The following is a 26,341-nucleotide window of genomic DNA, read 5'->3' as shown; positions in this document are numbered from 1 at the left end:
GCCGTAAACGGTGGTAAAAATAGGCGGCGGTTTTGCGGTTCACCCCCAGCAAATCCGCCGCCGTACGTGCCGTCACGCCAGCCACAAAAAACTCAGCCAGACGATCTTGCTGTTTTTCCGTTAAACGACAGTACCTTAGGTTCATAAAACCATCCTAGATCCGCTCAGGATCTGGGACAGCCCCAAAGTTTTTGCGCCGCTTTTTTCAAAAAGCGGCTACTTTCTCACTATCAAATAATAATGCGCCCGAAACCAAGCTCGCGCTTCCATCATCGTACAATCCGCCATTCACCCGATGAACACATGAGGGAGATCAAAATGTCCGAAAGCCACGGCAAATTCGTCTGGTATGAGCTGCTCACCACCGACCCGGCAAAAGCCGCGACATTCTACAGCGCCGTGATCGGCTGGGAGGCGAAGGATGCCAGCATCCCCGGCGTGCCTTACACGTTGCTTTCCATCAACGGCGAGTCCGCCGCCGGGCTGATGGAGATGCCCGAGACCCTGCGCGCCACCGGCGCCAAGCCGCTCTGGCTCGGCTATGTCGGCGTGGACGATGTGGATAAAATCGCTGCCCTGGCCACCGCGAAGGGCGCGGTCGTGCACAAAGGGCCGGCGGATATTCCCAATGTCGGCCGCTTTGCCGTCCTCACCGACCCTCAAGGCGCGCTGTTCGCCTTGTTCAAATCCCACGGCGGCGAGTCCGCCAGCCTGCCGCAACTGCGCAACCCCGGCCATGGCGGCTGGCACGAGCTGATCGCCGCCAACGCCCAGGACGCCTTCGCCTTCTATTCCTCCCTGTTCGGCTGGACCAAAGCCGAAGCCATCGATATGGGCCCGATGGGCAGCTACCAGCTTTTCGCCCATAACGGCGTGCCAATCGGCGGCATGATGACCTGCCCGCAAGCCCAAGCCCCGACCGGCTGGACCTATTACTTCAACGTTCGCGACATCAAGGACACGCTCACCCGCATCAACGCATCCGGCGGCACGGTGCAAATGGGCCCGCAGGAAGTGCCGGGCGGCAGTTGGATCATCCAGGGGCTCGACCCGCAAGGCGGGCGCTTTGCTGTCGTGGCGCCGCCGAAGGAGTAAACAAGCAAGGAAGCGCTACTTTTTGTGAACAAAAAGTAGCAAAAAAACTTTGTTATGCTGGGCCGCGGGCGTTGGCTCCGACACAGCCCATGGCCCAGCATAACAAAAGTTTTTGCGGCGCTTTTTTCAAAAAGCGCCTGCTTTCTTCCTTTTCGCAAAGCGCTCGAGCATCATACCCCCCGCCAGCGAAAACGGGATGATCAGCATTAAATTATAGCGCGTTTGGTCGGCCGAGACTGCTGCATAAAATGCCAGCAGGAACCAGCCGGGCAGCGTCACGGCCAGCATCGCCGCATCAAGGCTCCGTAAGGCCCGCCAGGTTAGGGGGATGCACAATATCGCCAGCACGAACCCCCAATAATGGTCGATCCACAGCCCTCTCATGGCGAACGGGATTGAAACGATGGCGTGCCAAACAGGATGCAAGATCACGTAATGGTAAAGAATATAGCCGACCTGATGGGCCGTTCCCCCTGCGGCAACCGCGGTGCTTTGCAAAAGAGTGGTCGATCCGATCACGTAAAAACCGCCTGGGGTTCCGTCATACCCGAATTTTGCACAGGCGTTCGGCTTGACCAGAAGGCTCCCCATGCCGGCACCGTCAGGAAGCGAGCACAGGTTAAAAAGCGCGTATTGTCGCCAGTTCATTTCGTCATAGGCGACGCGTTGAGTCAGCGCCAACTGGGCATATTCCGACGTCATGGTCGGATGGCCCAGAATGACCGCGTTGCGCGCGATCCATGGCGTCAGCACGCCGATACCGCCCAACAAAAAGGCCGCCAGCACCACCGCACCGCGCCACCGTTGAGAATTGCGCATAACCAACGGGAAGGTCACAAGGGCGACGGCGGGCAGAAGATAGACGAAGGGTGGGCGCGTCAGCGCCGCCAATCCAATCATCGCCCCTGACAGCAGAGCCCATCCGAGAGATCGCCGCTCTTTAAACACCTCCACGGCCGCCAGCGTGGCGATTGTGGTGAAGAACAAAGTCAGCGTCTCGGTCATGAGGCTATCGACGCTTCGTATCAAAATGGGCGCCACGACCAACCCCACGCCGAGCGACAACCAGCCGATCCGCGATGACCCGGTCACGCGAACCGCGATCCGCCACAACATGAGATAGAACGCGACGGTCATCAAAAACTGCAGGACGCGCGGAAGCGGCGCTTGCTGCGGGCACGTGGTTGCCGCCTGGTTTTGCACCAGGCAGTTCAAGGTCCGGTTGAATACGGGGTCCAGTTCCGCCGTTGTCGCCAGAAACATCGGGTAGAGGGGCGTGCGCACCATCCCCGGCGGTCGCGTTGGATCCACGCTCGGCGTGCCCCACGCAGTCCCGTCCGTGAACCGCCCGAAATGCTCGATGTCATAAGCGATGCTGAGATACACGGGCTGGTCATACGTCCACAGATACCCCGGGGGCGGCGCCTTGTACCAGCAAACGCCGAGCCAACCGAAGATGATCAAGGCGGCCAGAATGGGCTGAAAACTCTTACGGGCCAGCCAGGAGCAACCGCTTACCACCGGCGAGCGAGGCACGTGCATATCCTTCCTCATCCAAGAGTCCAGTTTGTCATTCACCTACGGTATCTCATTGCCGGTAGGGCCGGCGGTTCCTGCTTCCCATACCTGCCGGGCCAGATAGACCGGCCGCTGCTTGCTCTCCTCGTAAAGCCGGCCAATATACTCGCCGATGATGCCCAGCGCGAGCAGTTGCACACCGCCCAGAAACAAGATTGCGACGATCAGCGAAGGGTAACCCGCAACCGGGTTGCCATAGACCAGTTTGTTGAAGATGATGATCACGGCATAAAGAAACGCAAACAGCGAGACCGCGAATCCAAGATAAGAGGCCAAGCGCAACGGCGCCGAGCTGAATGACGTGATCCCTTCAATGGCGAAATTCCAGAGCTTCCAGTAATTCCATGTCGTCGTTCCCGCGTGGCGGGGCGCGCGCCGATAAGGAATTGACGCGGTGCGAAATCCAACCCAGGCAAACAGGCCCTTCATGAATCTCCGTCTCTCCGGCAGGCATTTCAATGCCTCTAACGCCGGACGAGATATCAGGCGGAAATCGCCAATGTCAGCCGGGATCTCCACATCGCTCAAGCCGCCGATCACCCAATAGAAACCGCGCGCCGTCACGCGCTTCAGCCAGCTATCGCCATCGCGCTCGATGCGCGCGGCATTGACCACCTCGAACCCCTCACGCCATTTCGCCAGCAGTTCAGGGATAATTTCCGGCGGATCCTGCAAATCGGCGTCCAGCGGGATCACGCACGCGCCGCGCGCCGCGTCGAGCCCGGCCGTCAACGCGGCCTCCTTGCCAAAATTGCGCGATAAATCGATGACCCGGACCCGCGGATCTGCGTTATGCAGGGCGATCAGCCGCAGCAGCGTATCGTCCCGGCTGCCGTCGTTGACGCAAACAAGTTCCCAGCACTCGTTCAAGGGATCGAGGATGCCAGAAATGCGCGCGTGCAAGGTGGCAATGTTGGCCCCCTCGTTATGGCACGGCACGACGATCGATATGATCTCCATGCCTGGCGGCATGACAAAAATATTAACTTTCTGCAAGTATCCAATTACGGCGGCTCTGCGACGACTTGGGCTATGGATCGCCGGGCAACCGCTTTTTGGTCCTAGCCGAACCGTGAACGAAATGTCTTGCGCCCCAATGCGGTTGGAGAAACGACCGGCGGCTTTGCGCCCATTGTGGACGTGAAGCGCCTCGTGCCGCCTTCTCAAGCGGACCTTCCGATAACTGTAAGCGTTCGAGTTTACGCACCACCAAGCGCCCGTTGCGGTCGATCCTGAAATCGGGCGCTCGACAAGCGCCCTCCTCCATCGACCCGTGCCTTAGGTCAAGCGTCGCCGGCACTCCAAAAATGGCGGCGGAGTAAGGCCGTGGCATCGAAAAAAACTTGGCAGAATCCCAAGGTTAACCCAGGGCCACCACATCGTCCACCATCAGGCGGCGCGCATGACATCGTCGTTCCACGTATAGCGCGGCCGAAATTGAGCCGAAAAATCCGAGGTCATATTGGTCAGGGGGCGAAGCATCCGGAGAAAGAGCGGCACGACGCTGTCGCATCCGCCGCCTTTATCCCTCAGAGAGAGCGCTTCCATTCGTTTCCTGGGTCTGTTGCATCTCGCGCTCCCGCTCCGCGCGATGTTGGGCAATCTCAGAGCGGACAAGATTTCGTCCCTCCCGCTTGGCACGATACAGCGCGCGGTCGGCTGAATCGATCAACGCGTCCGGCGTGGCCTCACGTTCCTGATGCCTCAGCGTTGCCACGCCGAGACTGATCGTGAGCCACCCTTCGGGCCGGCCCGCATGCGTGATCCGGGATTCATAAACGCCTTGCCGCATCCTCTCCGCGATAGCCAAAGCAAGGTCGCCATCGGTGTTGGGCAACAGTACCACGAATTCTTCGCCGCCATACCTACTCACCAAATCGGTCTGCCGGCAACATTGCTCAAGTGTCCGAGCCAAAAACCGCAGACATTGATCGCCGGCACGATGGCCATAGAGATCGTTGTAAGCTTTGAAACTATCGGCGTCGACCATGATCAATGCCAACGGCGCGCCAGACTCTTGCGCGCGCCGGAAATGTTTGTGCAGATTGTCCTCGAAATCACGCCGATTGCCGACGCCGGTCAGAAAGTCACAACGCGCGGCATCTCGGTAACGGCGTTCGGATTGCTCCTTCGCGATGGCCATCATTCCGAAACTGAGAGCCACCATGATCGCGATAAGATCCAGCATCACCCGGGCAAAGCCGGGGAGCAACTGGAACGGCATCTCATGGCCGTGCGGCAAAAACAGAAGCGCCCGAACACCGCCTTGAAACATATAGACGATCTGGAGACCTATGATCGTCAACAGCGCCCGGCGCATGACCGGCGACGCCTCCGCTCGCAACCATAATTCACGTCCCAGCAGGCTGATCGGCAGCAAAAGCAAAAAAAGACCTAAGCCGACGCGGAGATTCTGATCGTCCCGGAACGAGGGAAAACAACAAAGCGCCAGCCAGACGATGACCGGAGAAAAAATGACGAGCGGCAGCGGTGGCAGGTCCCGCAGGCGGCGGCCCGCCGTCCAGATCAAACCGAAGCTCGTCAGCACCAACGAAGGCGACAAAATGGTTCCCGGAAGAAACGGTATAAGCAAACGACTAACAAGACCCAAAACCTGCAACATCATAGCCAGAGCCATCCACATAGGCACTGTCTGCTTCCTGTCCTGCAGCCATGCCAAGCAGGAGGCACCACCGGTCAGGAGCCCCACGAACAGCATCACAGACAACAACGTTTGCGGGTTCAAGTCCATGACGGTGTTGCCTTAGAGTTTCCAGCCATGGATCTTGGTGTTTCGCTTACCTTCTTTTGCACACCCGACTCCGGCTGATTGTAGCGGCCGGCGCGTTGGATGCAAGATCATATGGAACTAAGGAGGTTTCGGTTGCATCGCTTGCGGTCACAGTGAAAGGGCGGGTCCCACTCAAGCGGGACTTGCTCCAGCACGTTGGTATCGAGCCGGGGGAAGTTCATGTAAAAGCGGAATGGCAGCTTTCAGCCCCCACTCGACATACCCACACGCACGAAAACGGAACCAAAAACCGTTTCAGAAAATGTTCTTTCTCCTACTTCCCAATACAAAACCCCGAAAACACCGCGTCGAGAATCTCTTCCACCCCAATCTGCCCGGTCAACCGCGCCAGCGCGTGCGCGGCGGCGCGTAGTTCTTCGCCGCGCAGTTCGGGCTCATCGATGGCCAGCGCCCGGTCCAGCGCCTGGGCGGTGTCGCGCACGCAGGCGATCTGCCTTGGCCGGCTGAGCGCGGCGGCGCCCTTGGTGTCGGTGAGCCGGGCGGCGATGTCGATGAGGCGCGCGCGTAAATCGTTCATCCCGGCGCCGCTGGCGGCCGACACGGCGAGGCCGGAAACGGGCGCAGCGAGCAGATCCGCCTTGGTCACCAGGTGCAGCACCTCCACACCCTCCGGCACGGGCAGAAATTCCTGACCCGGCGCGGCGGCGACGGCGATGATCAAATCGGCCTTGGCGGCGCGCTGGCGGGCACGGCGCACGCCTTCGGCTTCGATCTCGTCCGCCGTGTCGCGCAGCCCGGCCGTGTCGGTGAGGTGCACCGGCACGCCGCCAAGATCGATTCGAGTGCCGACAATGTCGCGCGTGGTGCCGGGAATGGCGGAGACGATGGCGACATCCTCGCCCGCCAGCGCGTTCATCAATGTCGATTTTCCGGCATTCGGGGCCCCGAGGATCACGAATTCCAGCCCCTCGCGCAGCCGTTCCGCCGCCGGCGCGGCGTTCAACGCACCGTGCATCTCCTCGGCCAGTGCGGCAACGCGGCCGAGCAGCCGCGTTTCCACCTCCGGCGGCAAATCCTCGTCGGGGAAGTCGATCAGCGCCTCCTGCTGCGCCATGATCTGCCGCAGCTCTTCCCGCCAGCGCGCGACAGACTCCTGCAACACGCCCGCACCGTCCACCGCCAGCCGGCGCTGCGCCTCGGTCTCGGCAGCGATCAGATCGGCCATGGCCTCGGCCTCGAGCAGATCCAGCCTTCCGTTGAGATGCGCGCGGCGGGAAAACTCGCCCGGCTCGGCGGGGCGCGCGCCGGCCTCGATCAGCGCCGCGCTCACCGAAGCCAGCACCGCCCGCCCGCCATGGAGCGACAATTCCGCGCAATCCTCGCCGGTAAAACTCTGCGGCCCCGGAAAAATCACGACCAGCGCACGGTCGAGCAACCGGCCGCGCCAGACCAGCTTTTTCAAAGACGCATGGCGCGGCGGCGGCACTTTCCCCACCAGCGCCGCGACAATCCCCAGCGTTCCCACGCCTGAAAGCCGCAACACCGTCACCGCCCCGCCGCGCCCCGTGATCGGGGCAAAGATCGTATCGTTCATGTCCAACTCTACAGAGGAAGAAAGGACTACTTTTTGTGAACAAAAAGTAGCAAAAAAACTTTATGACTCTGGGCCATGGGCGTTGGCGCCGACACCGCCCATGGCCCAGCATAAAAAAGTTTTTGCGGCGCTTTTTTCAAAAAGCGCCTGCTTCCTTTCTACGCCAAATAACGCGCCGTTAGATGCGTCTCGAACGCAGCCGGATTCAGTTTTTCCCCTGTCGCCGCCAGCAGCAATTCATTGAACCCGAACCGCGAGCCGTGCCGGTGGATGTGCGTGGAGAGCCAGGTGACGAGCGGGGAGAGGTCGCCGCTGGCGAAAGCCTTGTCCAGATCCGGCACAGCAAGCCGTGCCGCCGCCATCAGTTGCGCGGCGGCCATGGCGCCCAGCGTGTAGGAGGGGAAATAGCCGACCAGCCCGTCATACCAATGAATGTCCTGCAGGCAGCCCTGGCGGTCGTCCGGCGGCGTGATGCCGAGCAGCGCCGCCAGCCCGTCATTCCAGGCGCCGGGCAGGTCGGCGACGGCGAGATCGCCCGAGATCAGCGCCTGCTCCAGGCGGAAGCGCAGGATCACATGCGCCGGATAGGTCATCTCATCGGCCTCGACGCGAATGAAGCTTCGCTCCACGTGAAGCAGCCGGCGTTTCAGCGCCGCTTCGTTGACCGGTCTGGCGAAAGCCTGGCTCAGGAACGGGGCAAGATAAGAAAGATAAGCGTCCGAGCGCACCGCCTGCATTTCCACGATCAGCGACTGGCTTTCATGCGCCGCCATGCCCGCCGCCTCGCCCACCGGCTGGCGCCGATGGTCGCGCGGCAAATTCTGCTCATAGAGCGCGTGGCCGGTCTCGTGTAGCACGCCGCAGATCGCCGAAAGCGGGTCCATCTCGTCATAGCGCGTGGTGATGCGCACATCAGTCGGCGTGCCGCCGCAGAACGGGTGGGCCGAACGGTCCAGCCGCGCATGGGCGAAATCCAGCCCGGCATCCTGCGCGAGGCGGCGGCAGAGCGCCTCCTGAATGTCGGCCGGGTAAGGGCCGGGCGGCAGGGTCTCATGGCTTCGGCGGCGCTGGCGCTCTTCCGCCGCGGGCAAGGCCTTTTGCAAAAAAAGCTCATAATTGGTGAAGACCGGTGCGACGTCAGCCGCGCCGATGCCGCGCTGGTACTGGCTCATCAGCGCGTCATACGGCGAGAGGCCGAAAGTCTCCCCCAATATGCCGGCCGCTTCCCTCGTCAGGGCAAACACTTCCTCCAGCGAAGCGCGGACGGCGGCGAAGTCGGAAGCCGGGCGCGCCTCGCGCCACAACATTTCGCATTTATTGGTGGCCAGCACGCGGGCTTCCACCAGGCGGCGCGGCAGAGCGGTGGCGCGCTGCTGCGCCTCGCGCATCAGCTCCAGGTTCCGCGCCTGCCATTCATCGCCCGCCGGCGCCGCGGCGGCGAGGTCGTCCGCCAGCGCCGGCCGGGTCAGCAATTCATGCGCCAGCCCCGCCAATGTGGAAATCTGCTCGCCCCGCGCCACGCCGCCGCCCGCCGGCATCATCGCCGCAGCGTCCCAGCCCAGCATGGCGGCGGCCTCGTTCAAGGTGGCGATACGGGCGAATTGTTCGGTCAGACGTTGGTAAACGCTCATGAATCCAGCAACCTCTTGCGCGCGAAAAAGAAGAACTCGAACACCAGAACGAGCGCGAAGCCGAACCAGGTCAAGGCATATTCGTAGTGGTTATTGGGCGGTGTCGGCAATGATTGCGCGGGCTGCGGCGCCATGCTCCCCGGCGGCGGCAATTCCCCCATGGCGATGAGCATATAAGGCGCCACCTGCAGCCCCATGAAGGCGCCGATTTTCTGCGGGTCGAGCGTGTAATACAGCCCCCGTTTCGGGTCGTCCGTGCCGGCGAACCAGCCGGGAGTGACCGGCGCATGCACATAGCCGACCGCCTCGGTCAGCCCCTCCGGCTCGGCGAGCGGGACGGGAATTTGCTTCGGCACCCAGCCGAGATCCACCAGCACCACCTGCCCGTCCGGCCGCCGCAACGGCATGATCAGCTCACCGCCCGGCACCGGGCCGTTCGGGCTGTCATGCACCTCATCGCCATACAAGGCCGCCTTGCCGGGAATCCACTGGCCGGCGATGGACACTTTCTCGAACGGCGTGGGATGCGCGGGCAGCGGAATCGGCGCGGAAATCTCCGCCTGATGGATGGCGGCGAGAATGCCCTCCTTCCATTTCAGCCGGTGCAGTTGCCAGACGCCGAGCCCGATCAGCAGCCAGAACGTGACAAAGGCGGCAATGCCGGGGACGACCAGCCGACGCCAGTTCATAAGAAAGGAAGGCTACTTTTTGTGAACAAAAAGTAGCAAAAAAACTTTATGACTCTGGGCCATGGGCAACGTCCCCAACAACGCCCATGACCCAGCATAAAAAAAGTTTTTGCGGCGCTTTTTTCAAAAAGCGCCTGCTTTCTTTCAACCGGCGACAATGGCGCTGCGGCCCAGATAATAGATGCACACGAACAGGAACAGCCACACCACGTCCACGAAGTGCCAGTACCAGGCGGCGGCCTCGAAGCCGAAATGCCGCTGCGGCGTGAACTGCCCCTTCATCGCCCGGAACAGGCAGACGGTAAGGAAGCAGGTGCCGACGATCACGTGAAAGCCGTGGAACCCGGTAGCGATGAAGAAGGCGGAGGGATAAACCCCGCCATGGTAGAACGGGAATGGCGAGTGCGTGTACTCCCAGGCTTGGCCGCACAGGAACATCAGGCCGAGCACGACGGTCAGCGCCAGGCCGCGCACGGTGTCGCGGTTGTTGCCCTCGATCAGCGCGTGGTGCGCCCAGGTGATGGTGGTGCCGGAGAGCAGCAGCGTCATGGTGTTGAACAGCGGGATCGCGAACGGGTCGATCGTGGTGACCCCCTGCGGCGGCCACACTGCGGCGAAGGCAGTGCCCATTTTGTCGGGGTAGAAGAAGTAATTGAAATAGTTCCAGAAGAACGAGACGAAGAACATCACTTCCGAGGCGATGAACAGCGCCATGCCGTAGCGCATGCCAATCTGCGTGATCAGCTTATGCAGGCCGGGCGTGCGGGATTCGACGATCACGTCCCGCCACCACACATACATGGTGGCAAACGCCCCCAGGGCGCCGAGGATGAGCACGATATAATTGTTGAAATGCGCGACGATGATGATGCCGGCGGCAATCAGCATGGCCGAGACCGCGCCGCAGAGCGGCCAGATGCTGGGTGTGACCAGATGATAGGGATGCGGCACCGTGGCCCTAATCTGGTCCTCCGCCGTATGCCTTGAACTGCTCATTCTCTCCCCCCTTTTTTCCGCGCTGTCGCGCGGGCTTTTTATTTAGCTGGTCCTCATCACCACATGGTCCCGAATTCGTGCAGCCGCACCAGCACGATGGCGTAGATCACCAGGCAGAAGCCGCACAGGGCAGCGAGCAGCAGGCGGTTGCGGAAGCGGCGGCGGCGCAGGAAGGCCGCGCGCGCCTCGGGTGCCCAATGCGCCGGCCCAAGTTCGGTCCGGGGCATGGGCGCGGCCATCAGAGGAACCGGTCGACGACGCAGGCGCCGAACAGGATGAACAGGTACAAGATCGAGTATTTGAACGCGGCGCGGGCCGGGGCGTTCTGCGTCAGGCTGTTGCCCTGCGCGTCCTGCCGGTCGGTCAACACCCGCCAGGAATGGTAGGCGAACACCGCCCCGGTCAGCAGCGCCGTGACGCCATAGATCGGGCCCATCAGCCCGAGGATATAGGGCACGAGCGAGAGCGGCAGGAGCAGCAGCGTATAGACCATGATGCAGATTCGCGTGTGCCGGGCGCCCTTCACCACCGGGAGCATCGGCACACCGGCCCGCGCGTAATCGCCGGACGCATAGAGCGACAGCGCCCAGAAATGCGGCGGCGTCCAGAAGAACACGATAGCGAACAGCAGCAGCGGCAACACCCCCACCGAGCCGGTGGCGGCGGCCCAGCCGATAACCGGCGGGAACGCCCCGGCCGCGCCGCCGATGACGATGTTCTGCGGCGTGCTGCGCTTCAGCCACATCGTGTAGATGAACACATAAAAGGCGATGGAGAGCGCCAGCACCGCGGCGGCGATGAGATTGGTCGCCAGCGCCATGACCAGCACGGCGACGACGGCCAGCACAATGCCGTAGCCGAGCGCGCCTTCCGGGGAAATCCGCCCGGCCGGGATCGGCCGGTTGGCGGTGCGCTTCATCACCGCGTCGATGTCGCGGTCGTACCACATATTGATCGCGCCGGCCGCTCCCGAGGCGACGGCGATGCACAGGATCGCGATGAACGCCAGCACCGGGTTGAGGTGGTGCGGCGCTATGGCCAGCCCGATCGCGCCGGTGAACACCACCAGCGTCATCACCCGCGGTTTCAGCAGCGCCAACCAGTCCGCAACGGTGCCGCCCAGGGCCGCTTCCAGAGCCGCGCCGCTCATGCGCCGCCCCAGTACCGCCACTCAGCTTTCGTCATGCTACACACCGTTTTTAGTCTCCTAGCGAATGACCGGCACATCCTCGAAGGTATGGTGCGGCGCCGGCGACGGCACGACCCATTCCAGCGTGGTCGCGCCCTCACCCCAGTAATTGTCTGCCAATACCTCTCTCGAGGTGAAAATGCGATAGAGGATATAGAAGAAAATCAGGGTGGACAGGCCAGAGATCCACGCCCCGACCGAGGAGACGAAGTTCCAGCCGGCGAACGCGTCGGGGTAATCCGGGTAGCGCCGCGGCATGCCGGCCAGGCCGAGAAAATGCTGCGGGAAGAAGGTGAGATTCACGCCGATGAAAAAGGTCCAGAAATGCACCTTGCCCCAGAATTCCGGGTATTGGTGCCCGGACATTTTGCCGATCCAGTAATAGAATCCGGCAAAAATCGTGAAGGCCGCGCCCATCGACAGCACATAATGGAAATGCGCGATGACGAAGTAGTTGTTGTGCAGTTCCTGGTCGAGGCCGGCATTGGCCAGCACCACGCCGGTGGCGCCGCCGATGACGAACAGGAAGATGAAGCCCATCGCCCAGAGCATAGGTGTCTTGAATTCGATCGACCCGCCCCACATCGTCGCGATCCAGGAAAACACCTTGATGCCGGTCGGCACGGCGATCACCAAAGTCGCCACCTCGAAATAGATGCGGCTGTCGGTGCTGATGGCCGAGATGAACATATGGTGCGCCCAGACCACGAACCCGACGAAACCGATCACCACCATGGCGTAGGCCATGCCGAGATAGCCGAAGATCGGTTTCCGGGAAAATGTGGAGACCACGTGGCTGATGATGCCGAAGCCCGGCAAGATCATGATGTAGACTTCCGGGTGGCCGAAGAACCAGAACAGATGCTGGAACAGCACCGGGTCGCCGCCGCCCGCGGGCTCGAAGAACGAGGTGCCGAAATTGCGGTCCATGATCAGCATCGTCACCGCACCCGCCAGCACCGGGATCGCCAGCAGGAGCAGGAAGGCGGTGACCAGGATCGACCAGCAGAACAGCGGCATCTTATGCAGCGTCATGCCCGGCGCGCGCATGTTGAGGATCGTCGCGATGAAATTGATCGCGCCGAGCAGCGAGGAAATACCCGCCAGATGCAGCGAGAACAGCGAGAAATCGGTCGCCACCCCGGGCGAGTAATGGGCGTTGATCAACGGCGGATACAAGGTCCACCCTGCCCCGGCGCCATTCCCCAGCAGCAGACCCAGCATGACGAAAATGAAGCCCATCGCGAGGAACCAGAAGCTCATGTTATTCAGCCGGGGAAATGCCATGTCCGGGGCACCGATCATCATCGGCACGAACCAGTTGCCGAACCCGCCGATCAGCGCCGGCATCACGAACCAGAAGATCATCAGCAGCCCGTGCGCGGTGATGATCGCGTTCCATTCCTCGCCGCTGGTGACGATATTGTTGTGCGGATACATCAGCTGCGAGCGCATGATCATCGACAGCACGCCGCCGACGCAGGCGCCGATCACCGCCATGGTGATGTAGAGCGTGCCGATGTCCTTATGGTTGGTGCTCATCAGCCAGCGGCGGACGAAACCCGGGCGGGCGTGGCCATGCTCGGCATGGCCGTGGGAAATATCCGCATCGTGTGTGGTGGAGGACATGTTCGCTCCTTAACGGGGGCTGGCCGCGCCGAGACTGGCGGCGGCAAGCTGGTTGTGCGGCAACGGCGATGACAAAGGCGAAAGCGGTGAGGCCGGCGCGGCATTCTCCGTGTAATTGGCCTGCGCGTCCTTTACCCAGGCGAGATAGTCGGCCAGCGGCACGGCTTTGATCTCGATCGGCATGGCGGCATGGTCCGCGCCGCAGATCTGGTTGCATTCGCCATAATAGGTCCCGGCCTTGGGGATCTCGGTCCAGCTCGTCAGGATGGTGCCGGGAACGGCATAACGCTGCACGCCCAGTGAGGGCACATAGAATCCATGCAGCACATCGCCGCTGGTGATGTTGAAGCGGATTTTCTTGCCGACCGGCAGAACCATCGGATGATCCACGGAAAGCCGGCGCAACTCGCCCGGCTTCAGCTGGTCGTCCGGGATCATATAGCTGGTGTAATCGAGCCCCGGCACCGAATTATAGCTGTATTCCCAGTACCATTGATGCCCGGTGACGGTAACGGTCATATACGGGGCGCCGTCATCGGCCTCGTAATAGATCAGGTTGATCGAGGGGATGATGATCACTGCCAGCAGCAGCGTCGGCACCACGATCCAGATCACTTCTATCACCGTGTTATGCGTGATGCGGCCGGGCACCGGGTTGCGCGAAGCGCGGAAGCGGAACATCGCATAAGCCATCAAGCAGCCGACCAGGCCGACCACGCCAGCCATGATCCACAACACATATTGCATCAGCCAGTCGATATGCGCCTGCATCGGGCTGCCGGCGGCGGGGAACCACATCTGCCAGTCATGCGGCGCGTCGACATAGGCATTGGCAGCTTCGGTCGGGTCCGATTGGGCGAGCGCCAAATGGACTCCGAGCAGAAAAAGCGCAGCACAGGCACCCAGACTCGTTTTCAGGACACGCTTCATTTTTATTCGTTTCCCGGGGCTCGCCGGCCTTGTAACCGGTCTGTTCTATCTTGCCGTGATAGAAGCCCGGACTGCGAGAATCAAGTTATCCCGCACGTTGCCGAAGGCAAGGCGAAGTAAGCAGCCGCTTTTTGGAAAAAAGCGGCGCAAAAACTTTTGTTATGCTGGGCCTGAGGCGGTGTCGCCGACAACGCCCATGGCCCGGCATAACAAAGTTTTTTTGCTACTTTTTGTTCACAAAAAGTAGGCCTTTCTTCCTTCGCCTAATTATCCAGCTCCACCAGCCGGAACAGCCCCAACGGCCGCATCGGCGTGATTTTGGCGCCGGCCAGGTCGGCCGAGGTGAAAATATGCCGGAAATGGAAGTCCGGATGCCAGCCGAGTTTCGCGGAGGCCGGCGCCAAGGCGCGCTCGATGCGCGCGACCAGCCCGCGATCCTGCGCGAAATGGTTGACGAAAATGATCTTTCCGCCGGGGCGGACGACGCGGCGCAGCTCCGCCACCAGCGCCTGCGGGTCCGGCACCACGGAGGCCACAAACATTGCCACCGCGATATCGAACTGCGCGGTCTCGAAACTGGTCGCCTGGGCGTCCATCTCCAGCAACGCCTCGACATTGCGCAAGCCGCCGGCGGCAGCGCGCTTACGGGCGAGGTTCAGCATGTCGCCGGACAGGTCGATGCCGGTGACGCGCTTCTCCGCGGCATAGAACGGCAGGGCCAGGCCGGTGCCGACGCCGACCTCCAGCACCTGGTCTCCCGACGCGCAGTTCACCAACTCGACGGCCGCGCGCCGCGCCGGGCGGGAGACCATGCCGAACCAGCGGTCATAAAAATCGGCCTGACGGGCATAAGCCGCGCGGACGGCATCCGCATCCATTGGCGATCTGGGACCGAGCGCCGCGCCGTAAGCTTCCGCCATCTGCAATCCTAACCTGTCACGAAACTCTCAATAATGTTGCCAATTTTGCGCCGAAGAACGGGGCGAAGCAATGGGACCCGGATCGTATCGTTGCCCATTTCGCCGCGCGGGCGGCCGTGGCCATGGATTACCCCGCAAAAAACGGGAAGCCCCGGCGGGGAAAAGGGCGCAAAACAGCCGAAATAGCGTACAGGAACCAATGAAATGGAGATGATCGAAGCGAAAACCTGGGAAGAGGCGGTGCGGCGGCATGACGCTTCATTCGACGGTGCGTTCGTCTATGCCGTGCGCACCACCGGCATTTATTGCCGCCCCGGCTGCCCGTCCCGCGCGCCCCGGCCGGAAAATCTCACGTTTTTCAGCACCCCCGAAGCCGCCGAGGCCGCCGGGTTCCGGGCGTGCAAAAAATGCCATCCACACGCCGATACCAAGCCGCAGAACGCGATGATCGCCCGCGTTTGCCGGCAGATCGAACAGGCCGAAACGCCCTTGTCCCTCGCCGAACTGGCCGGCATCGCCGGGTTGAGCCCACACCATTTCCACCGGAAATTCCGCGCCGCGACCGGCCTTACGCCCAAAGCCTACGCCGCCGCGATCCGCACCCGGCGCGAAGCCGCCGCGCTGCAAACAGCCGGATCGGTGACCGAGGCGCTCTATGAGGCCGGCTACGGGAGTGCCAGCCGTTTTTACGACGGCGCCAAAACCCGGCTGGGCATGAGCCCGCGCGCCGTCCGGCAGCGCGGCGCCGCGCAAAAAATCCGCGTCGCCACGGCCCCGACCTCGCTCGGCGCCGTGCTGGTCGCCGCCACCGAAACGGGGCTGTGCGCGGTGCAACTGGGCGACGACGCGGCAAAACTGCGCGCGGATTTCTGCGCCCGCTTCGCCAACGCGGACATCAGCGCCGATCCGCGCCTCGCCGCTTTGGTCTCGGATGTCGTCACCCTGATCGAAACGCCGGGGCAGGCCCGGAACCTGCCGCTGGACATTCGCGGCACGGCCTTCCAGCGCGCGGTGTGGGAGGCGCTGCAAAAAATCCCGCCCGGCGCCACGTCCACCTACAGCAAGATCGCCGCCGCCCTGGGCAAACCCAACGCCGTAAGGGCGGTGGCACGCGCCTGCGCGACCAACGAGCTGGCCATCGCCATCCCCTGCCACCGCGTGGTCCGGCAGGATGGCAACCTCGCCGGCTATCGCTGGGGGCTGGCCCGCAAGGCGGCGCTGCTTGGCAGGGAGAAGGCAGACAAAGAAAATGGAAGCGCTACTTTTTGTGAACAAAAAGTAGCAAAAAAACTTTGTTAATCTGGGCCATGGGCGTTGGCGCTGACACAGTCTCAGGCCCAGCATAAAAAAAGTTTTTGCGGCGCTTTTTTCAAAAAGCGCCTGCTTCCTCCCTTAAAAGCCGAATTGCACCCGCCGGTCGTTGGACGCCATCAGGTTGCGATAGCGGCTCAGCGCCAGCAGCGGGAAAAAGCGCGGATAGCCGTGATATTTCAGATAGAACACGCGGGGGAAGCCGACCGCGTTATAGGCTTTTTCCGTCCAGCTACCCTGCCCGTCCTGCGTGTTCTGCAGAAAGGCGACGCCGCGCTGCACGGCCGCATGGTCCACCTGTCCGGCGGCCATCAGCCCGAGCATGGCCCAGGCGGTCTGGCTGGGCAGGCTTTGCGCGGCCTCGCCATGGAATTCGCCGGGCGGGGCATCGCCATAGCTCTCACAATCCTCGCCCCAGCCGCCATCCGCGCGCTGCTTGGCGAGCAGCCAGGCCACGGCCCGGGTCATGGCCGGGTCATCATGGTCCACGCCCGCGGCGTTCAGCGCGCACAGCACGGACCAAGTGCCATAAATATAGTTGGTGCCCCAGCGGCCGAACCAGGAGCCGTCCGGCTTTTGTGTCGCGCGCAGATAAGCAACCCCGCGCGCGATCGCCGGCCGGTCCTCCTGGTGGCCGAGCTGGGCCAGGAAGGAGACGCAGCGCGCCGTCACGTCCTCGGTCGGCGGGTCGAGCAGCGCGCCATGGTCGGCAAACGGGATGTGGTTCAGATATTGCCGGTCGTTGTTGATGTCGAACGCGCCCCAGGCGCCGTTGGTCGACTGCATGCCGACGATCCATTCCCGGGCCCGCGATATCGCCTGCGCATAGGCCGGGTCTTTCGCGCGGTGCATGATCATGCCCACCACGGCGGTGTCGTCCACGTCCGGATAGTGCGCGTTATTATACTGGAACGCCCAGCCGCCGGGCCTTGTGCCGGGGGTGTTGTCGGCCCAGTCGCCGACCACATCGAGGATCTGGCGCGGGATCAGCCAGTCGCAGGCGGCAGCCACCGGCGCGTCGCTGCCGGCCTCGGCCAGGGCATGCGCGGCCAGGCTGGTGTCCCAGATCGGCGACAGGCAGGGCTGGCAATAGGCTTCATCGCCATGCACCACCAGCAGCTTCTTCACCGAGCCATAGGCGATGTCGAAATTATGCCGGTCCCCGAGCATGTCGAACATCATCGCCGCGTTCGCCATCGCCGGGTAGATGGCGCCCAGCCCGTCCTCGCCGTTCAGCCGTTCGACGATGAAATCCCGTGCCTTGGCCAGCGCGCGCGCGCGGCTCTTCGCCGGAAAATGCCGCTCCAGCGGGCGCAGCGCGCTGTCGACGGCTTTGAACACATGCCCCCAGGCGGATTTGTACGGGCCGCGGATCCAGTCGCGGATCTGCGCCGGCGGCGTGCGGAACAGCTCGTCGATACGGACATTGCGCGGGTTGCGGGCGACCGGCCGCTTGGCCATCAGCACCAGCAGCGGTGTCAGCACCGTGCGCGACCAATAGGAAATCTTGCGCGTGGTGATCGGGAACCAGGACGGCATCAGCACCAGCTCGACCGGCATCACCGGACAGGCGTCCCAGGGCACGGCGCCGAACAAAGCGAGCTGGATGCGGGTGAACACATTGCTGCGCTCGGCGCCGCCGGCTTTCAGGATCAGCTCGCGGGCACGCACCATATGCGGCGCGTCGGGGCTGTCGCCGATGGCTTTCAGCGCGAAATAGGCCTTGACCGAGGCCGACAGGTCGAACTTGCCGCCATGGAACAATGGCCAGCCGCCCGGGTTGGTCGCGTGGTCGCCCTGGATGCGGCGCAGATACACGCCGATCTTCTGCTCCAGCTCCGGCTCGATGCGGTCGAGATAATGCTCCAGCAACACATATTCGGCGGGAATCGTCGCATCCGCCTCGAGCTCATAGAGATAGTGCCCATCCTGCCGCTGCTCCCGGCGCAGCGAAGCATCGGCGCGGGCGATCGACATATCCAAACTTGCGTCCATTTCCGCTCTATAGGCGGATTATTTCCCGATCCGCCAGGGGCTTAAATGCAGGCCGGGATGCATGGGCTATGGGCGTTGTCGCCGACGCAGCCCATGCCCCAGAGTCATAAAGTTTTTTTGCTACTTTTTGTTCACAAAAAGTAGCGCTTACTTCCTTGCCTACCTTCCTACCTGGCGGGGTTGAGCAGCGCCGCGGCGGCGATGTTGCCGGAGCGGATCGCCCCTTCGATGGTGGCGGGCAGGCCGGTATCGGTCCAGTCGCCGGCCAGCACCAGATTGGGGTTTGCCGTCCTCGCCCCCGGGCGGCGGGCCAATTGTGCCGGGGTGCAGGCGAAAGTGGCGCGCTTTTCCCACACCACCCGGTGCACCGGCAGGTCCGCGGTAAGGTTGAAGGCGCGGCACAGCTCGCCCCAGACACGCGTCGCCATCGCGTCATTGTCGATGTCGGCATAGCGGTTGGCGGCGGAGATGGTGACGGAGAGGATGTCCGGGCGCGCGAACGCCCATTCGGCGGTGCCGCCGATCAGGCCCCAAAACCCTTCCTGCCCCAGGTTGTATTTGAAATGCAGATTGCAGATGGATTCGAATTCGTCGGGCACGGTCAGGCCCGGCACCAGCGTGGCGGCGATCCAGGGCGGCACGGCCAGCACCGTGGCCTGGGCGGGGTTGAGCGACGTGACCCGCTCGCCGAGGCGGATCTCCGCGCCCTTGGCCCGCAGCCAGTCCAGCGCCGGGTCGATGAAGCTCTCCGACAGGCCGATGCGGGCATAGCGCGGCAGCGAAGCGGCCCCGCCGCGTTCGAGGGTTTCGGCCAAAACTTCCCGCAACGGCGCGGCGGAAGCCACGTCCGGCATGGTGTTCAACGCGGCAATGGCGAGCGGTTCCAGCAGATTGCGGTAAAGCGGCCCCTCGCCGGCCAGCTTCGCCACCGTGTCCTGCGGTCGGGCCCGGCGCAGCTTCAACAAAGAAGCGTAGTGGCGCAGCCCGGTCCCCGGCACGCGCCTGGAGGGCGAAAAAACCCACCAGGGAAAACGCCCGCGATTCAGGCGCAGCCGCCAGCTCTGGCCGGACGCGAGATCGATGAACGGAAAAACCGGCTCGGTCGGGCCGGTGATCGAACGCGCCGCGCCGATGCGGTGCAGATAGGACAAAGCGGCGATATTGCCGGAAAGGAGCAGATGGTTGCCGTTATCGATGCGGCAGCCGAGCACCGGGTCCGTATAGGAGCGGGCGCGGCCGCCGGCGGCCTTGGCCGCCTCGAACAGCACCACGTGGTGCCCCCGGTCGGTCAGCGCGCAGGCGGCGGCGAGGCCCGCGAGGCCGGCGCCGATGACGTGGACGCTCATCGACCGAGCAGCAACCGCGCCGCCAATACCAGCTTGCGCCATTTCGGCAAGGAAACGCGGCCATTCCGGTAGTCGAAATTCTGCGTCCGCAGCAGCTTCAGCAGCGGCTTGTAGCTTGCCGCCATCATGGCGGCGGGGCGCATCGCGGCGCGGTCGGAGCGCGCGATCGCCGCTTCCGCCTGGGCGAAATAGGCCTCCGCCATATCCGCCAGCCGGGCGCAGAGCTGCGGCAGCGCCGGCGCCACCAGCAGCGTCTCCGGCACCGGCGCGATGCCGGCATCCTTTAAAAACTCGCGCGGCAGATAAATGCGTCCGCGCTCCGCATCCTCGCCCACGTCGCGCAAAATATTGGTGAGCTGCAAAGCGCGGCCCAGCGCGTAGGCGGTCTCCTGGGCGGACTGGCCGGCATCGCCGAACACCCGCACCGAGAGCCGGCCCACCGCAGAGGCGACACGGTCGCAATAAAGATCCAGCTCGGCGAGGTCCGGGGCGATGATCGGGTCGCCCGCATCCATCTCCATGCCGTCGATCACGGCGAGGAAATCCTCGCGGCGCAAATCGTAAGTCCGCACCGCGTCGCAGAGCACGCGCGTGATCGCGTCATCGGCCGCACCATGGAACAAACCGGCGATCTTGCCCCGCCATTCATCCAGCGCGGCGCGCTTGGCGGCAAAATCCCCATCCTCGTCGGCGATGTCATCCACCGCGCGGCAGAAGGCGTAGATGCCGTACATCGCATCCCGCCGCGCCGGAGGCAGAATCCTCATGCCGTGATAAAAGGACGTGCCCGCCTGCTTCACCAAAGTGGTGACGAAATCAATGTCTTCCTGGGTCATACCGCGAATCTCAGGCCTGCGAGGGTGGCGGCCAGGAAATCGGCCTTGGTCAGCTTCACCCGCGTGGCCAGCGGGTCGCCGCCTCTGAGGTGCGCGGTCAGGCGGCGGGCCAGGCCGCAGATGATCGCGGTTTCGACCCGCAGGCGGCGCGCCTTCACCCGGCGCGGCAGGTCCGCGGCAACGCGGTTCAGCTCGTCGGTGGCGTCGAGCATCCGGTCGAACACCGTACGCAGCGCGGGCACCGTCTCCGGCCGCGCCACATCGTCGGTGGAGAGCCCGGCCTCGGTCAGCCAGTCCTGCGGAATGTAGCAGCGGTCCAGGTCGCGCAGATCCTTGGCGCAATCCTGCATGTGGTTGAGCACCTGGAGCGAGGCGCACAGCGCGTCGGAGGGGTCCCAGGTGGCGCGGTCCTCGCCATGCAGGTCGAGCACGTAGCGCCCGACCGGGGCGGCGGAGTAGCGGCAATAATGCATCAACTCGCCCCAGTTCGCGTAGCGGTTCTTCAGCGCATCCTGGCGGAACGCCACCAGTATCTCGCGCGCATGAATCTCATCCACGCCGGAGCGGGCCAGGGAGTCGCGCAATTTCACGGCACTCGGCGAGCCCTCCGCCCGCGCGCCCATCAGCACCTCTTCCATCGCATTCAGCCGCTCGATTTTCTGTTCCGACGACAACGTGGAACTGTCGGAAATGTCATCGGCATTGCGGGCAAAGGCATAATAGGCATGCACATGGTCGCGCAGCTCCTTGCGGATCAGCCAGGAGCCGACGGGGAAATTCTCGTCGCCGCGATCCTTGCCGGACCAGGCTTCGACATCCGGCGCGGCTGCCGCCGGCGCCGGCCTGGCGATGTTGTCATTGGCGGTCACGATGTCGCTCCATAGTCACGGCTTTTCCATTTCGCGCCCGTGCCGCGCCAGTAATTCCAGGCCGAGCCGAGCGTGGCGGCCATGTAGAACAAGGCGATCAGCGGCAGCGCGAGTGCGAGGATTTTCGGCTGGCGATAACGGGCCAGGGTGGGCAAATAGCTGGCCACCGCCAGCCCGTAGGCGGCGAGCCCGGCGATGAAGCGCCAGCCATGGCCGAACAGAACCTCGTACGGCGCCACCAGCCAGACCAGCGCCAGGCCGACGATCGTGCCCGCCAGCACCAGCCCGGAATAGCGCAGCTGGGTAAAGGCGGTGCGGGTGATCATGTTCCAGATGTCGACCATGTGGGGATAGGGCCGGATCGAGGTCGCGAGGCCCGAATGGCCGAGAAAGATCGGCCCATATTTTTTCAGTTCGGTCGCCAGCGACACGTCATCGATCAACGCGCCCTTGATGCGCTCGAGCCCGCCGATGCGGGCCAGCGCCTCGCGGCGCACCAGCACCGTGCCCCCGGCCGCCGCCGCGGTCGCCGACAGCGGGTCGTTCACTTTGGCGAAGGGGTAGAGCATCTGGAAGAAATAGACGAAGGCCGGGATCAGGAACCGCTCCGGCCAGGACGTGCAGTTCAGCTTCACCATCTCGGAGACCATGTCCACCCGCGGGGCGAGCAACCGGGCGACCAGGGATGAGAGATGGCGGGGATCGTGGGTGATGTCGGCATCGGCGAAGAACAGGATTTCCGCGCTGCCGGCCGCGACACCTTGCGACAGCGCCCATAATTTGCCCGACCAGCCCGGCGGCTTCGGCTGGCCGGTGATGATGGTGAGTTTCGGGTCCGTTCCGGCCAGCGCGGCGGTGCCGTCGGTGGAATTGTCGTCGACCAGGATCACCCGGAACGGCCCGGCATAATCCTGCCTCACCAGCGAGGCGATCACCGCGCCGATCGTCTCCGCCTCGTCGCGAGCGGGGATGATGATGTCCACCGAAGGCAGCGCGCCGGGCAGCGCCGGCGGCAGTTCCGGCTCGGATTTCCAGAAATTCCCGTGCAGGAAGACCAGATAGAGCCAGACGAGCAGAGCGAGGGCCGCGATCATGTCAGGTACCCCTCCGTGCGGAACCAGGCGAGTGCTGCGGCCACCGCCGAAGCGGCCGGGCGCGGCGCATAGCCCAGCTCGCGCTGAGCCTTTGCCGATGAGAAGAACATTTTTTTGCGCGCCATGGCGAGGATGTCAGGCGTCATCAGCGGCGGCTTGCCGGTGACGTTGGCGACGTGCTCCATCGCCCAGGCCAGCGGCATCAGCGGGCCGATCGGCAGGCGCCAGGCGGGCGGCTTGCGCCCGGCCTGGGCGGCGATGAGCGCCAGCAGCTCGCGCAGCATGAGGTTTTCCGAGCCGAGAATATAGGCCTCGCCCGCGACGCCCTTCTCCAGCGCCAGCAGATGCCCGGCGGCAACGTCGTCCACATGCGCCACGTTCAGCCCGGTATCGACATAGGCGGGCATGTTGCCGCGCGCCGCGTCCAGGATCATCTGCCCGGTCGGGGTCGGCTTCACGTCGCCGGGGCCGACCGGCGCCGTCGGATTGACGATGACGATGTTCTGCCCCGCGGCGGCCAGCGCCCGCACCGCCTGCTCGGCGTCGTATTTCGACTTCTTATACGCGCCGACATGGTGCGCGGGCTTGATTTCGGTGGTCTCGTCCGCCGGGCTGCCATCCGCGGTGAGCCCGAGCGCCGCGACCGAGCTCGTGTAGATGCTGCGTTCCACCTGGCCGGCGGCGGCGCGCAGCAGCGCGACCGTGCCGTCGATATTCACCCGGCGCATGGATGCCACATCGGGCACCCAGAGCCGGTAATCGGCGGCGACATGGAACAGATAGCGGCAGCCGGCGAGCGCGGGGGCAAAAGAAGCCGGCTCGGCGAGGTCGAATTCCACCAGTTCGGCGGCAATATCCTTTACATTGCGGCGATCGCTGCCGCGCCGGACGGCCAGACGCAGCCGGTGCCCCGAAGCCGCCAGCGCGCGCGCCACCGCGGCGCCGACGAACCCGGTCGCCCCCGTCACCAGTGTCAGATCACCCTGCCCCAAGCCCCACCCCATGGTTCACAAGCCGCGCAACCCGCGCCATATAACGGCGCGGGCCGTGCTGCTGTAGAACGCATTGCGGCTTTTGGTGCAACCTGAGGGCAAAAGATGAGCGAGTCAGTCGTCGCAGCCGCCGACTACAACGCACGGAATTGGGATTATCCGGTGCCCGGCAAGATCAAAATCGGCACCGACAATCACTTCAAAATGCTCACCCAGCTGCTGAAAGCCACCTACAACCCATACAAGCCCTCGGTCCTGAAATGGCCCGAGCTCGACGCGGACACGCTGGCGCGCATCACCTCACTGCCGATCTGGGACATTGCGGTGCAGACCGAGATCAAGGCCTCGATGCGCATCGAGAATTACGCGAAAACCGTGCCGAATGCGGCCCTGAGCCAGGCGCTGCTGCATATGGCGGGCGAGGAATCCCGGCACCGCGACGTGCTCTCCCGCCTCGTCGCGGCCTACGACATCCCGATGCAGCCGGAAGAGAGCTACCAGCTGCCGAAGGACGCCGAATGGGGCTTCATGGTCACCGGCTATTCCGAATGCATCGACAGTTTTTTCGCCTACGGTCTGTTCGAGATGGCGCGCCGCTCCGGCTTCTTCCCCGCCGACCTGGTCGAGACCTTCGAGCCGGTGGTGCAGGAAGAGGGCCGGCACATCCTGTTTTTCACCAACTGGGTCGCGTGGCACAAGGCGAACATGCCACTCTGGCGCCGCCCCTATTTCGCGGTGAAGACCCTCGCGGTCTGGGCGTTCCTGATCTGGGAGCGGATCGGCATCGCCCGCAGCGTCGACGGGCTGGAAGGCGCCGACGCCAATTTCACCATGAACGGCTCCAAGGCGCTGAGCGACGAGATGGACCCGGCGGTCCTGATCGATATCTGCCTGGAGGAAGACAAGAAGCGCATGGCCGGCTATGACCCGCGCCTGCTACGCCCCACCACCATGCCGCGCCTGGCGCGCATGGCCCGCCTGTTTGTCCGACCGAAGAAGAAGTCTTGAAACAAAAACTCCGATTGCTGCCGGCCCTCTTCGCGTTGGCCGGCGTTGCCGTGGTTACGGCCCTGGTGATCTATTACGGCGTGGGTGACGTGTTGCGCGTGCTCGCCTCGGTGAGCGCCACGGGCTTCATCTCCTACATCATCGCCCAGCTCGTCATCACGCTGGGGCTCGGCCTGTGCTGGCGGATGCTGCTGCGCAGCCGCATGCGCGGCAGCTTCTGGCTCTGTACCTGGGGCCGGCTGGTGCGCGACGCCACCGGCGAGTTCCTGCCCTTCAGCCAGGTCGGCGGCTATGTGCTGGGGGCGCGGGTGATCACCCTGAGCGGCGTGAACGTCACCGACGCCACCGCCTCCACGCTCGGCGACATCACCACGGAATTTCTCGCCCAGCTGACCTTCATCGGCATCGGCCTGTCGATCCTCGCGCATCTCGCCCCGGGCAGCGATTTGCTACTGCCGGTCGCCATCGGCCTTTGCGTCGCGGTGTTCATGGGGGTCGGGCTCGTGCTGGCGCAGCGCGGCAGCGGCGCCAAGCTGTTCCGGGGCTTGGCCACCCGGATCGCCGGCGCCGCCGGCGAAGGCGCGGCGACGAACATCGCCAAGCTGCAGGAGGCGCTGAACGTCATGTATGGCGAACGCGACCGGCTTGCCTGGTCGGCGTTCTTCCACCTGATCTGCTGGTTCGGCACGGCCACCGCCTCGTTCATCGGCTTTCACGCGCTCGGCGTGGACATCACCTATGCGGACGCGGTGTGCATCGAAGCGATGCTGCACGCGATCATGGCGCTGGCCTTTTTCATCCCCGGCCGGGTCGGCGTCCAGGAGGCCGCCTATACATTGCTCGGCGGCATTTTCGGCATCCCGCCGGACATCGCGCTCTCCCTTTCGCTGATGCGCCGGGCGCGCGATTTCGTCATCGCCATGCCGGTGCTCGTGGTCTGGCAGAGCCTCGAGGCGCGGCGGCTGAAAACCGCCAGCGTGGCACGTAGCCTTAAATAAACATTGCTGTTTCGTTAAGAAATCCCCGCGCCGCTTGTTCCCACCCGCGCCGCCGCCATGTCTCCTGCGTGTGCACCAAGGAGGCAGGGAATGTCGATTATTGGGTGGATCGTGCTTGGACTCATCGCCGGATGGATCGGCAGCCATATCGTGGACAATGGCGGGCGCGGACCGTTGATGGACATCATTCTCGGCATCATCGGCGCGATCGTCGGCGGGGCGATTTTCAGCGCGCTCGGCGCGGTGCCGATCACCGGCTTCAATCTTTACAGCCTGTTCGTCGCGGTGGTCGGCGCGGTGGTCGTGCTGGTCGTCTATCATGCGGTGACCGGGCGTCGCGTGCCCCGAGCGTGATGGCCTGACCGCCATCATGCCGCCGGCCGGCAGCGCGGGTGATCCGACCGCCGCCGATGCCGGGCCGCCCGAAAACGGCGCCGTTCGCGGCGCCGTTTTCATTGCCGGCCTTGACCGCCCGGCGCGGCCCGAGATAGGCCCCAGCCCGGGACCAATCGGGTAGGCCAACAGCATGATGAATCCGGCGGAACTGGCCGCGAAATTGCGGACCATGCGCCTGGTGTTCAGCATGGCCGGCATCGGGCTCTCGGTGTGGGCCGTCACCGTGCCCTACACCAAGCTCCGCTTCCATCTCGATGACGGCACTCTGGGGATGATGCTGCTGGCCGGCGGCAGCGGCGGGATCCTTTGCATGCCCTTCGCCGGCATGGCGGTGGCGCGCTGGGGCAGCCGCGCCGTCATCCTCGCCTCCGGTCTGGTTTATGGCGCCCTGCTCCCGGCCTTGAGCCTGGCGCCGACGCCTGCCGTCTTCACCGCCTTGCTGCTGCTCTATGGCGCGCTGTTCGGCGTGATGGACGTCGCCTTGAACGCGCAG

General features: G+C 63.8%; 23 protein-coding genes and 2 pseudogenes. 6 read left to right on the top strand and 19 right to left on the bottom strand.

Going from position 1 to position 26,341, the window contains the following annotated elements:
- Positions 1-145 (bottom strand): annotated as a pseudogene (locus VNC39_RS05020) (IS1595 family transposase); the annotation flags it as partial.
- 173 nt (positions 146-318) lie between these two features.
- On the opposite strand from VNC39_RS05020, the gene VNC39_RS05015 reads away from it, so the two are divergent.
- Positions 319-1,095: a VOC family protein gene (locus VNC39_RS05015; RefSeq protein ID WP_325396804.1), complete on the top strand. Its 777-nt coding sequence runs from the start codon at positions 319-321 to the stop codon at positions 1,093-1,095.
- A 126-nt stretch (positions 1,096-1,221) separates the two neighbouring features.
- Here VNC39_RS05015 and VNC39_RS05010 read toward each other — a convergent pair whose 3' ends face one another.
- From VNC39_RS05010 to VNC39_RS04955, 12 genes are all read right to left on the bottom strand, one after another.
- Positions 1,222-2,673: a glycosyltransferase family 39 protein gene (locus tag VNC39_RS05010; protein WP_325396803.1), complete on the bottom strand. Its 1,452-nt coding sequence runs from the start codon at positions 2,671-2,673 to the stop codon at positions 1,222-1,224.
- The gene (locus VNC39_RS05005) at positions 2,674-3,645 is read right to left on the bottom strand and encodes a glycosyltransferase family 2 protein (RefSeq protein ID WP_413788781.1); all 972 of its coding nucleotides are present in this window, start codon (positions 3,643-3,645) and stop codon (positions 2,674-2,676) included.
- 550 nt (positions 3,646-4,195) lie between these two features.
- Positions 4,196-5,425, bottom strand: coding sequence for a GGDEF domain-containing protein (locus tag VNC39_RS05000; RefSeq protein ID WP_325396800.1), 1,230 nt, complete (start codon positions 5,423-5,425; stop codon positions 4,196-4,198).
- Between the two features lie 313 nt (positions 5,426-5,738).
- Positions 5,739-7,019, bottom strand: a complete 1,281-nt coding sequence (gene mnmE, locus VNC39_RS04995; RefSeq protein ID WP_325396798.1) for a tRNA uridine-5-carboxymethylaminomethyl(34) synthesis GTPase MnmE — start codon at positions 7,017-7,019, stop codon at positions 5,739-5,741.
- 158 nt (positions 7,020-7,177) lie between these two features.
- Positions 7,178-8,650 carry a carboxypeptidase M32 gene (locus VNC39_RS04990; RefSeq protein ID WP_325396796.1) on the bottom strand — a complete coding sequence of 491 codons (1,473 nt, stop codon included), beginning with the start codon at positions 8,648-8,650 and terminating at the stop codon, positions 7,178-7,180.
- Complete coding sequence (locus VNC39_RS04985) at positions 8,647-9,339, bottom strand: SURF1 family protein (RefSeq protein WP_325396794.1); 693 nt, start codon at positions 9,337-9,339, stop codon at positions 8,647-8,649. Before VNC39_RS04985 ends, VNC39_RS04990 begins: the two co-directional genes overlap by 4 nt.
- A 144-nt stretch (positions 9,340-9,483) precedes the next feature.
- Positions 9,484-10,335, bottom strand: coding sequence for a cytochrome c oxidase subunit 3 (locus VNC39_RS04980; protein WP_325396792.1), 852 nt, complete (start codon positions 10,333-10,335; stop codon positions 9,484-9,486).
- Between the two features lie 56 nt (positions 10,336-10,391).
- A complete protein-coding gene (locus tag VNC39_RS04975; RefSeq protein ID WP_325396790.1) occupies positions 10,392-10,562 on the bottom strand; it encodes a hypothetical protein in 171 nt (56 codons plus the stop codon).
- Positions 10,563-10,573: 11 nt separating this feature from the next.
- A complete protein-coding gene (locus VNC39_RS04970) occupies positions 10,574-11,485 on the bottom strand; it encodes a heme o synthase (protein ID WP_325396788.1) in 912 nt (303 codons plus the stop codon).
- Positions 11,486-11,542: 57 nt separating this feature from the next.
- The gene (gene ctaD / locus VNC39_RS04965; protein ID WP_325396786.1) at positions 11,543-13,153 is read right to left on the bottom strand and encodes a cytochrome c oxidase subunit I; all 1,611 of its coding nucleotides are present in this window, start codon (positions 13,151-13,153) and stop codon (positions 11,543-11,545) included.
- 9 nt (positions 13,154-13,162) lie between these two features.
- The gene (gene coxB, locus VNC39_RS04960; protein WP_325396784.1) at positions 13,163-14,020 is read right to left on the bottom strand and encodes a cytochrome c oxidase subunit II; all 858 of its coding nucleotides are present in this window, start codon (positions 14,018-14,020) and stop codon (positions 13,163-13,165) included.
- Positions 14,021-14,346: 326 nt separating this feature from the next.
- The gene (locus tag VNC39_RS04955) at positions 14,347-15,003 is read right to left on the bottom strand and encodes a class I SAM-dependent methyltransferase (protein WP_325396782.1); all 657 of its coding nucleotides are present in this window, start codon (positions 15,001-15,003) and stop codon (positions 14,347-14,349) included.
- A 204-nt stretch (positions 15,004-15,207) separates the two neighbouring features.
- Here VNC39_RS04955 and ada point away from each other — a divergent pair, with 204 nt between their 5' ends.
- The gene (gene ada, locus VNC39_RS04950; protein ID WP_325396780.1) at positions 15,208-16,302 is read left to right on the top strand and encodes a bifunctional DNA-binding transcriptional regulator/O6-methylguanine-DNA methyltransferase Ada; all 1,095 of its coding nucleotides are present in this window, start codon (positions 15,208-15,210) and stop codon (positions 16,300-16,302) included.
- 93 nt (positions 16,303-16,395) lie between these two features.
- Here ada and shc read toward each other — a convergent pair whose 3' ends face one another.
- From shc to hpnA, 6 genes are all read right to left on the bottom strand, one after another.
- Positions 16,396-18,309 (bottom strand): squalene--hopene cyclase, encoded by a 1,914-nt coding sequence (shc, locus tag VNC39_RS04945; RefSeq protein ID WP_325396778.1) that lies wholly within the window; start codon positions 18,307-18,309, stop codon positions 16,396-16,398.
- A gap of 167 nt (positions 18,310-18,476) precedes the next feature.
- Positions 18,477-19,655, bottom strand: a complete 1,179-nt coding sequence (gene hpnE, locus VNC39_RS04940) for a hydroxysqualene dehydroxylase HpnE (RefSeq protein WP_325396776.1) — start codon at positions 19,653-19,655, stop codon at positions 18,477-18,479.
- The gene (gene hpnD, locus VNC39_RS04935) at positions 19,652-20,491 is read right to left on the bottom strand and encodes a presqualene diphosphate synthase HpnD (RefSeq protein ID WP_325396774.1); all 840 of its coding nucleotides are present in this window, start codon (positions 20,489-20,491) and stop codon (positions 19,652-19,654) included. The genes hpnE and hpnD overlap by 4 nt, the downstream gene beginning before the upstream one ends.
- The gene (gene hpnC, locus VNC39_RS04930) at positions 20,488-21,342 is read right to left on the bottom strand and encodes a squalene synthase HpnC (protein WP_325396806.1); all 855 of its coding nucleotides are present in this window, start codon (positions 21,340-21,342) and stop codon (positions 20,488-20,490) included. The genes hpnD and hpnC overlap by 4 nt, the downstream gene beginning before the upstream one ends.
- 14 nt (positions 21,343-21,356) lie before the next feature.
- Complete coding sequence (locus VNC39_RS04925) at positions 21,357-22,454, bottom strand: glycosyltransferase (protein ID WP_325396772.1); 1,098 nt, start codon at positions 22,452-22,454, stop codon at positions 21,357-21,359.
- A complete protein-coding gene (gene hpnA / locus VNC39_RS04920; protein WP_325396770.1) occupies positions 22,451-23,458 on the bottom strand; it encodes a hopanoid-associated sugar epimerase in 1,008 nt (335 codons plus the stop codon). Before hpnA ends, VNC39_RS04925 begins: the two co-directional genes overlap by 4 nt.
- A 93-nt stretch (positions 23,459-23,551) precedes the next feature.
- On the opposite strand from hpnA, the gene VNC39_RS04915 reads away from it, so the two are divergent.
- The 4 genes and pseudogenes from VNC39_RS04915 to VNC39_RS04900 all read left to right on the top strand — a co-directional run.
- Complete coding sequence (locus tag VNC39_RS04915) at positions 23,552-24,454, top strand: ferritin-like domain-containing protein (RefSeq protein ID WP_325396768.1); 903 nt, start codon at positions 23,552-23,554, stop codon at positions 24,452-24,454.
- Positions 24,451-25,452, top strand: a complete 1,002-nt coding sequence (locus VNC39_RS04910) for a lysylphosphatidylglycerol synthase domain-containing protein (RefSeq protein WP_325396766.1) — start codon at positions 24,451-24,453, stop codon at positions 25,450-25,452. Before VNC39_RS04915 ends, VNC39_RS04910 begins: the two co-directional genes overlap by 4 nt.
- Positions 25,453-25,542: 90 nt before the next feature.
- A complete protein-coding gene (locus VNC39_RS04905; protein ID WP_325396764.1) occupies positions 25,543-25,806 on the top strand; it encodes a GlsB/YeaQ/YmgE family stress response membrane protein in 264 nt (87 codons plus the stop codon).
- Positions 25,807-25,978: 172 nt separating this feature from the next.
- A pseudogene (locus tag VNC39_RS04900) lies at positions 25,979-26,341 on the top strand (hypothetical protein); the annotation flags it as partial.

The sequence above is a fragment of the Acidocella sp. genome, assembly GCF_035535915.1.
Classification (GTDB): domain Bacteria; phylum Pseudomonadota; class Alphaproteobacteria; order Acetobacterales; family Acetobacteraceae; genus Acidocella.
Note: the sequence above shows the minus strand (reverse complement) of the source record. Positions and strands in the feature narration are given on the sequence as shown.

Coding starts and splice junctions, on each gene's coding strand:
- VNC39_RS05015 (WP_325396804.1), top strand. CDS start 319: ATGTCCGAAAGCCACGGCAAATTCGTCTGGTATGAGCTGCTCACCACC.
- VNC39_RS05005 (WP_413788781.1), bottom strand. CDS start 3,645: ATGCCGCCAGGCATGGAGATCATATCGATCGTCGTGCCGTGCCATAAC.
- VNC39_RS05000 (WP_325396800.1), bottom strand. CDS start 5,425: ATGGACTTGAACCCGCAAACGTTGTTGTCTGTGATGCTGTTCGTGGGG.
- mnmE (WP_325396798.1), bottom strand. CDS start 7,019: ATGAACGATACGATCTTTGCCCCGATCACGGGGCGCGGCGGGGCGGTG.
- VNC39_RS04990 (WP_325396796.1), bottom strand. CDS start 8,650: ATGAGCGTTTACCAACGTCTGACCGAACAATTCGCCCGTATCGCCACC.
- VNC39_RS04985 (WP_325396794.1), bottom strand. CDS start 9,339: ATGAACTGGCGTCGGCTGGTCGTCCCCGGCATTGCCGCCTTTGTCACG.
- VNC39_RS04980 (WP_325396792.1), bottom strand. CDS start 10,335: ATGAGCAGTTCAAGGCATACGGCGGAGGACCAGATTAGGGCCACGGTG.
- VNC39_RS04975 (WP_325396790.1), bottom strand. CDS start 10,562: ATGCCCCGGACCGAACTTGGGCCGGCGCATTGGGCACCCGAGGCGCGC.
- VNC39_RS04970 (WP_325396788.1), bottom strand. CDS start 11,485: ATGAGCGGCGCGGCTCTGGAAGCGGCCCTGGGCGGCACCGTTGCGGAC.
- ctaD (WP_325396786.1), bottom strand. CDS start 13,153: ATGTCCTCCACCACACACGATGCGGATATTTCCCACGGCCATGCCGAG.
- VNC39_RS04955 (WP_325396782.1), bottom strand. CDS start 15,003: ATGGCGGAAGCTTACGGCGCGGCGCTCGGTCCCAGATCGCCAATGGAT.
- ada (WP_325396780.1), top strand. CDS start 15,208: ATGGAGATGATCGAAGCGAAAACCTGGGAAGAGGCGGTGCGGCGGCAT.
- shc (WP_325396778.1), bottom strand. CDS start 18,309: ATGGACGCAAGTTTGGATATGTCGATCGCCCGCGCCGATGCTTCGCTG.
- hpnE (WP_325396776.1), bottom strand. CDS start 19,655: ATGAGCGTCCACGTCATCGGCGCCGGCCTCGCGGGCCTCGCCGCCGCC.
- hpnD (WP_325396774.1), bottom strand. CDS start 20,491: ATGACCCAGGAAGACATTGATTTCGTCACCACTTTGGTGAAGCAGGCG.
- VNC39_RS04925 (WP_325396772.1), bottom strand. CDS start 22,454: ATGATCGCGGCCCTCGCTCTGCTCGTCTGGCTCTATCTGGTCTTCCTG.
- hpnA (WP_325396770.1), bottom strand. CDS start 23,458: ATGGGGTGGGGCTTGGGGCAGGGTGATCTGACACTGGTGACGGGGGCG.
- VNC39_RS04915 (WP_325396768.1), top strand. CDS start 23,552: ATGAGCGAGTCAGTCGTCGCAGCCGCCGACTACAACGCACGGAATTGG.
- VNC39_RS04905 (WP_325396764.1), top strand. CDS start 25,543: ATGTCGATTATTGGGTGGATCGTGCTTGGACTCATCGCCGGATGGATC.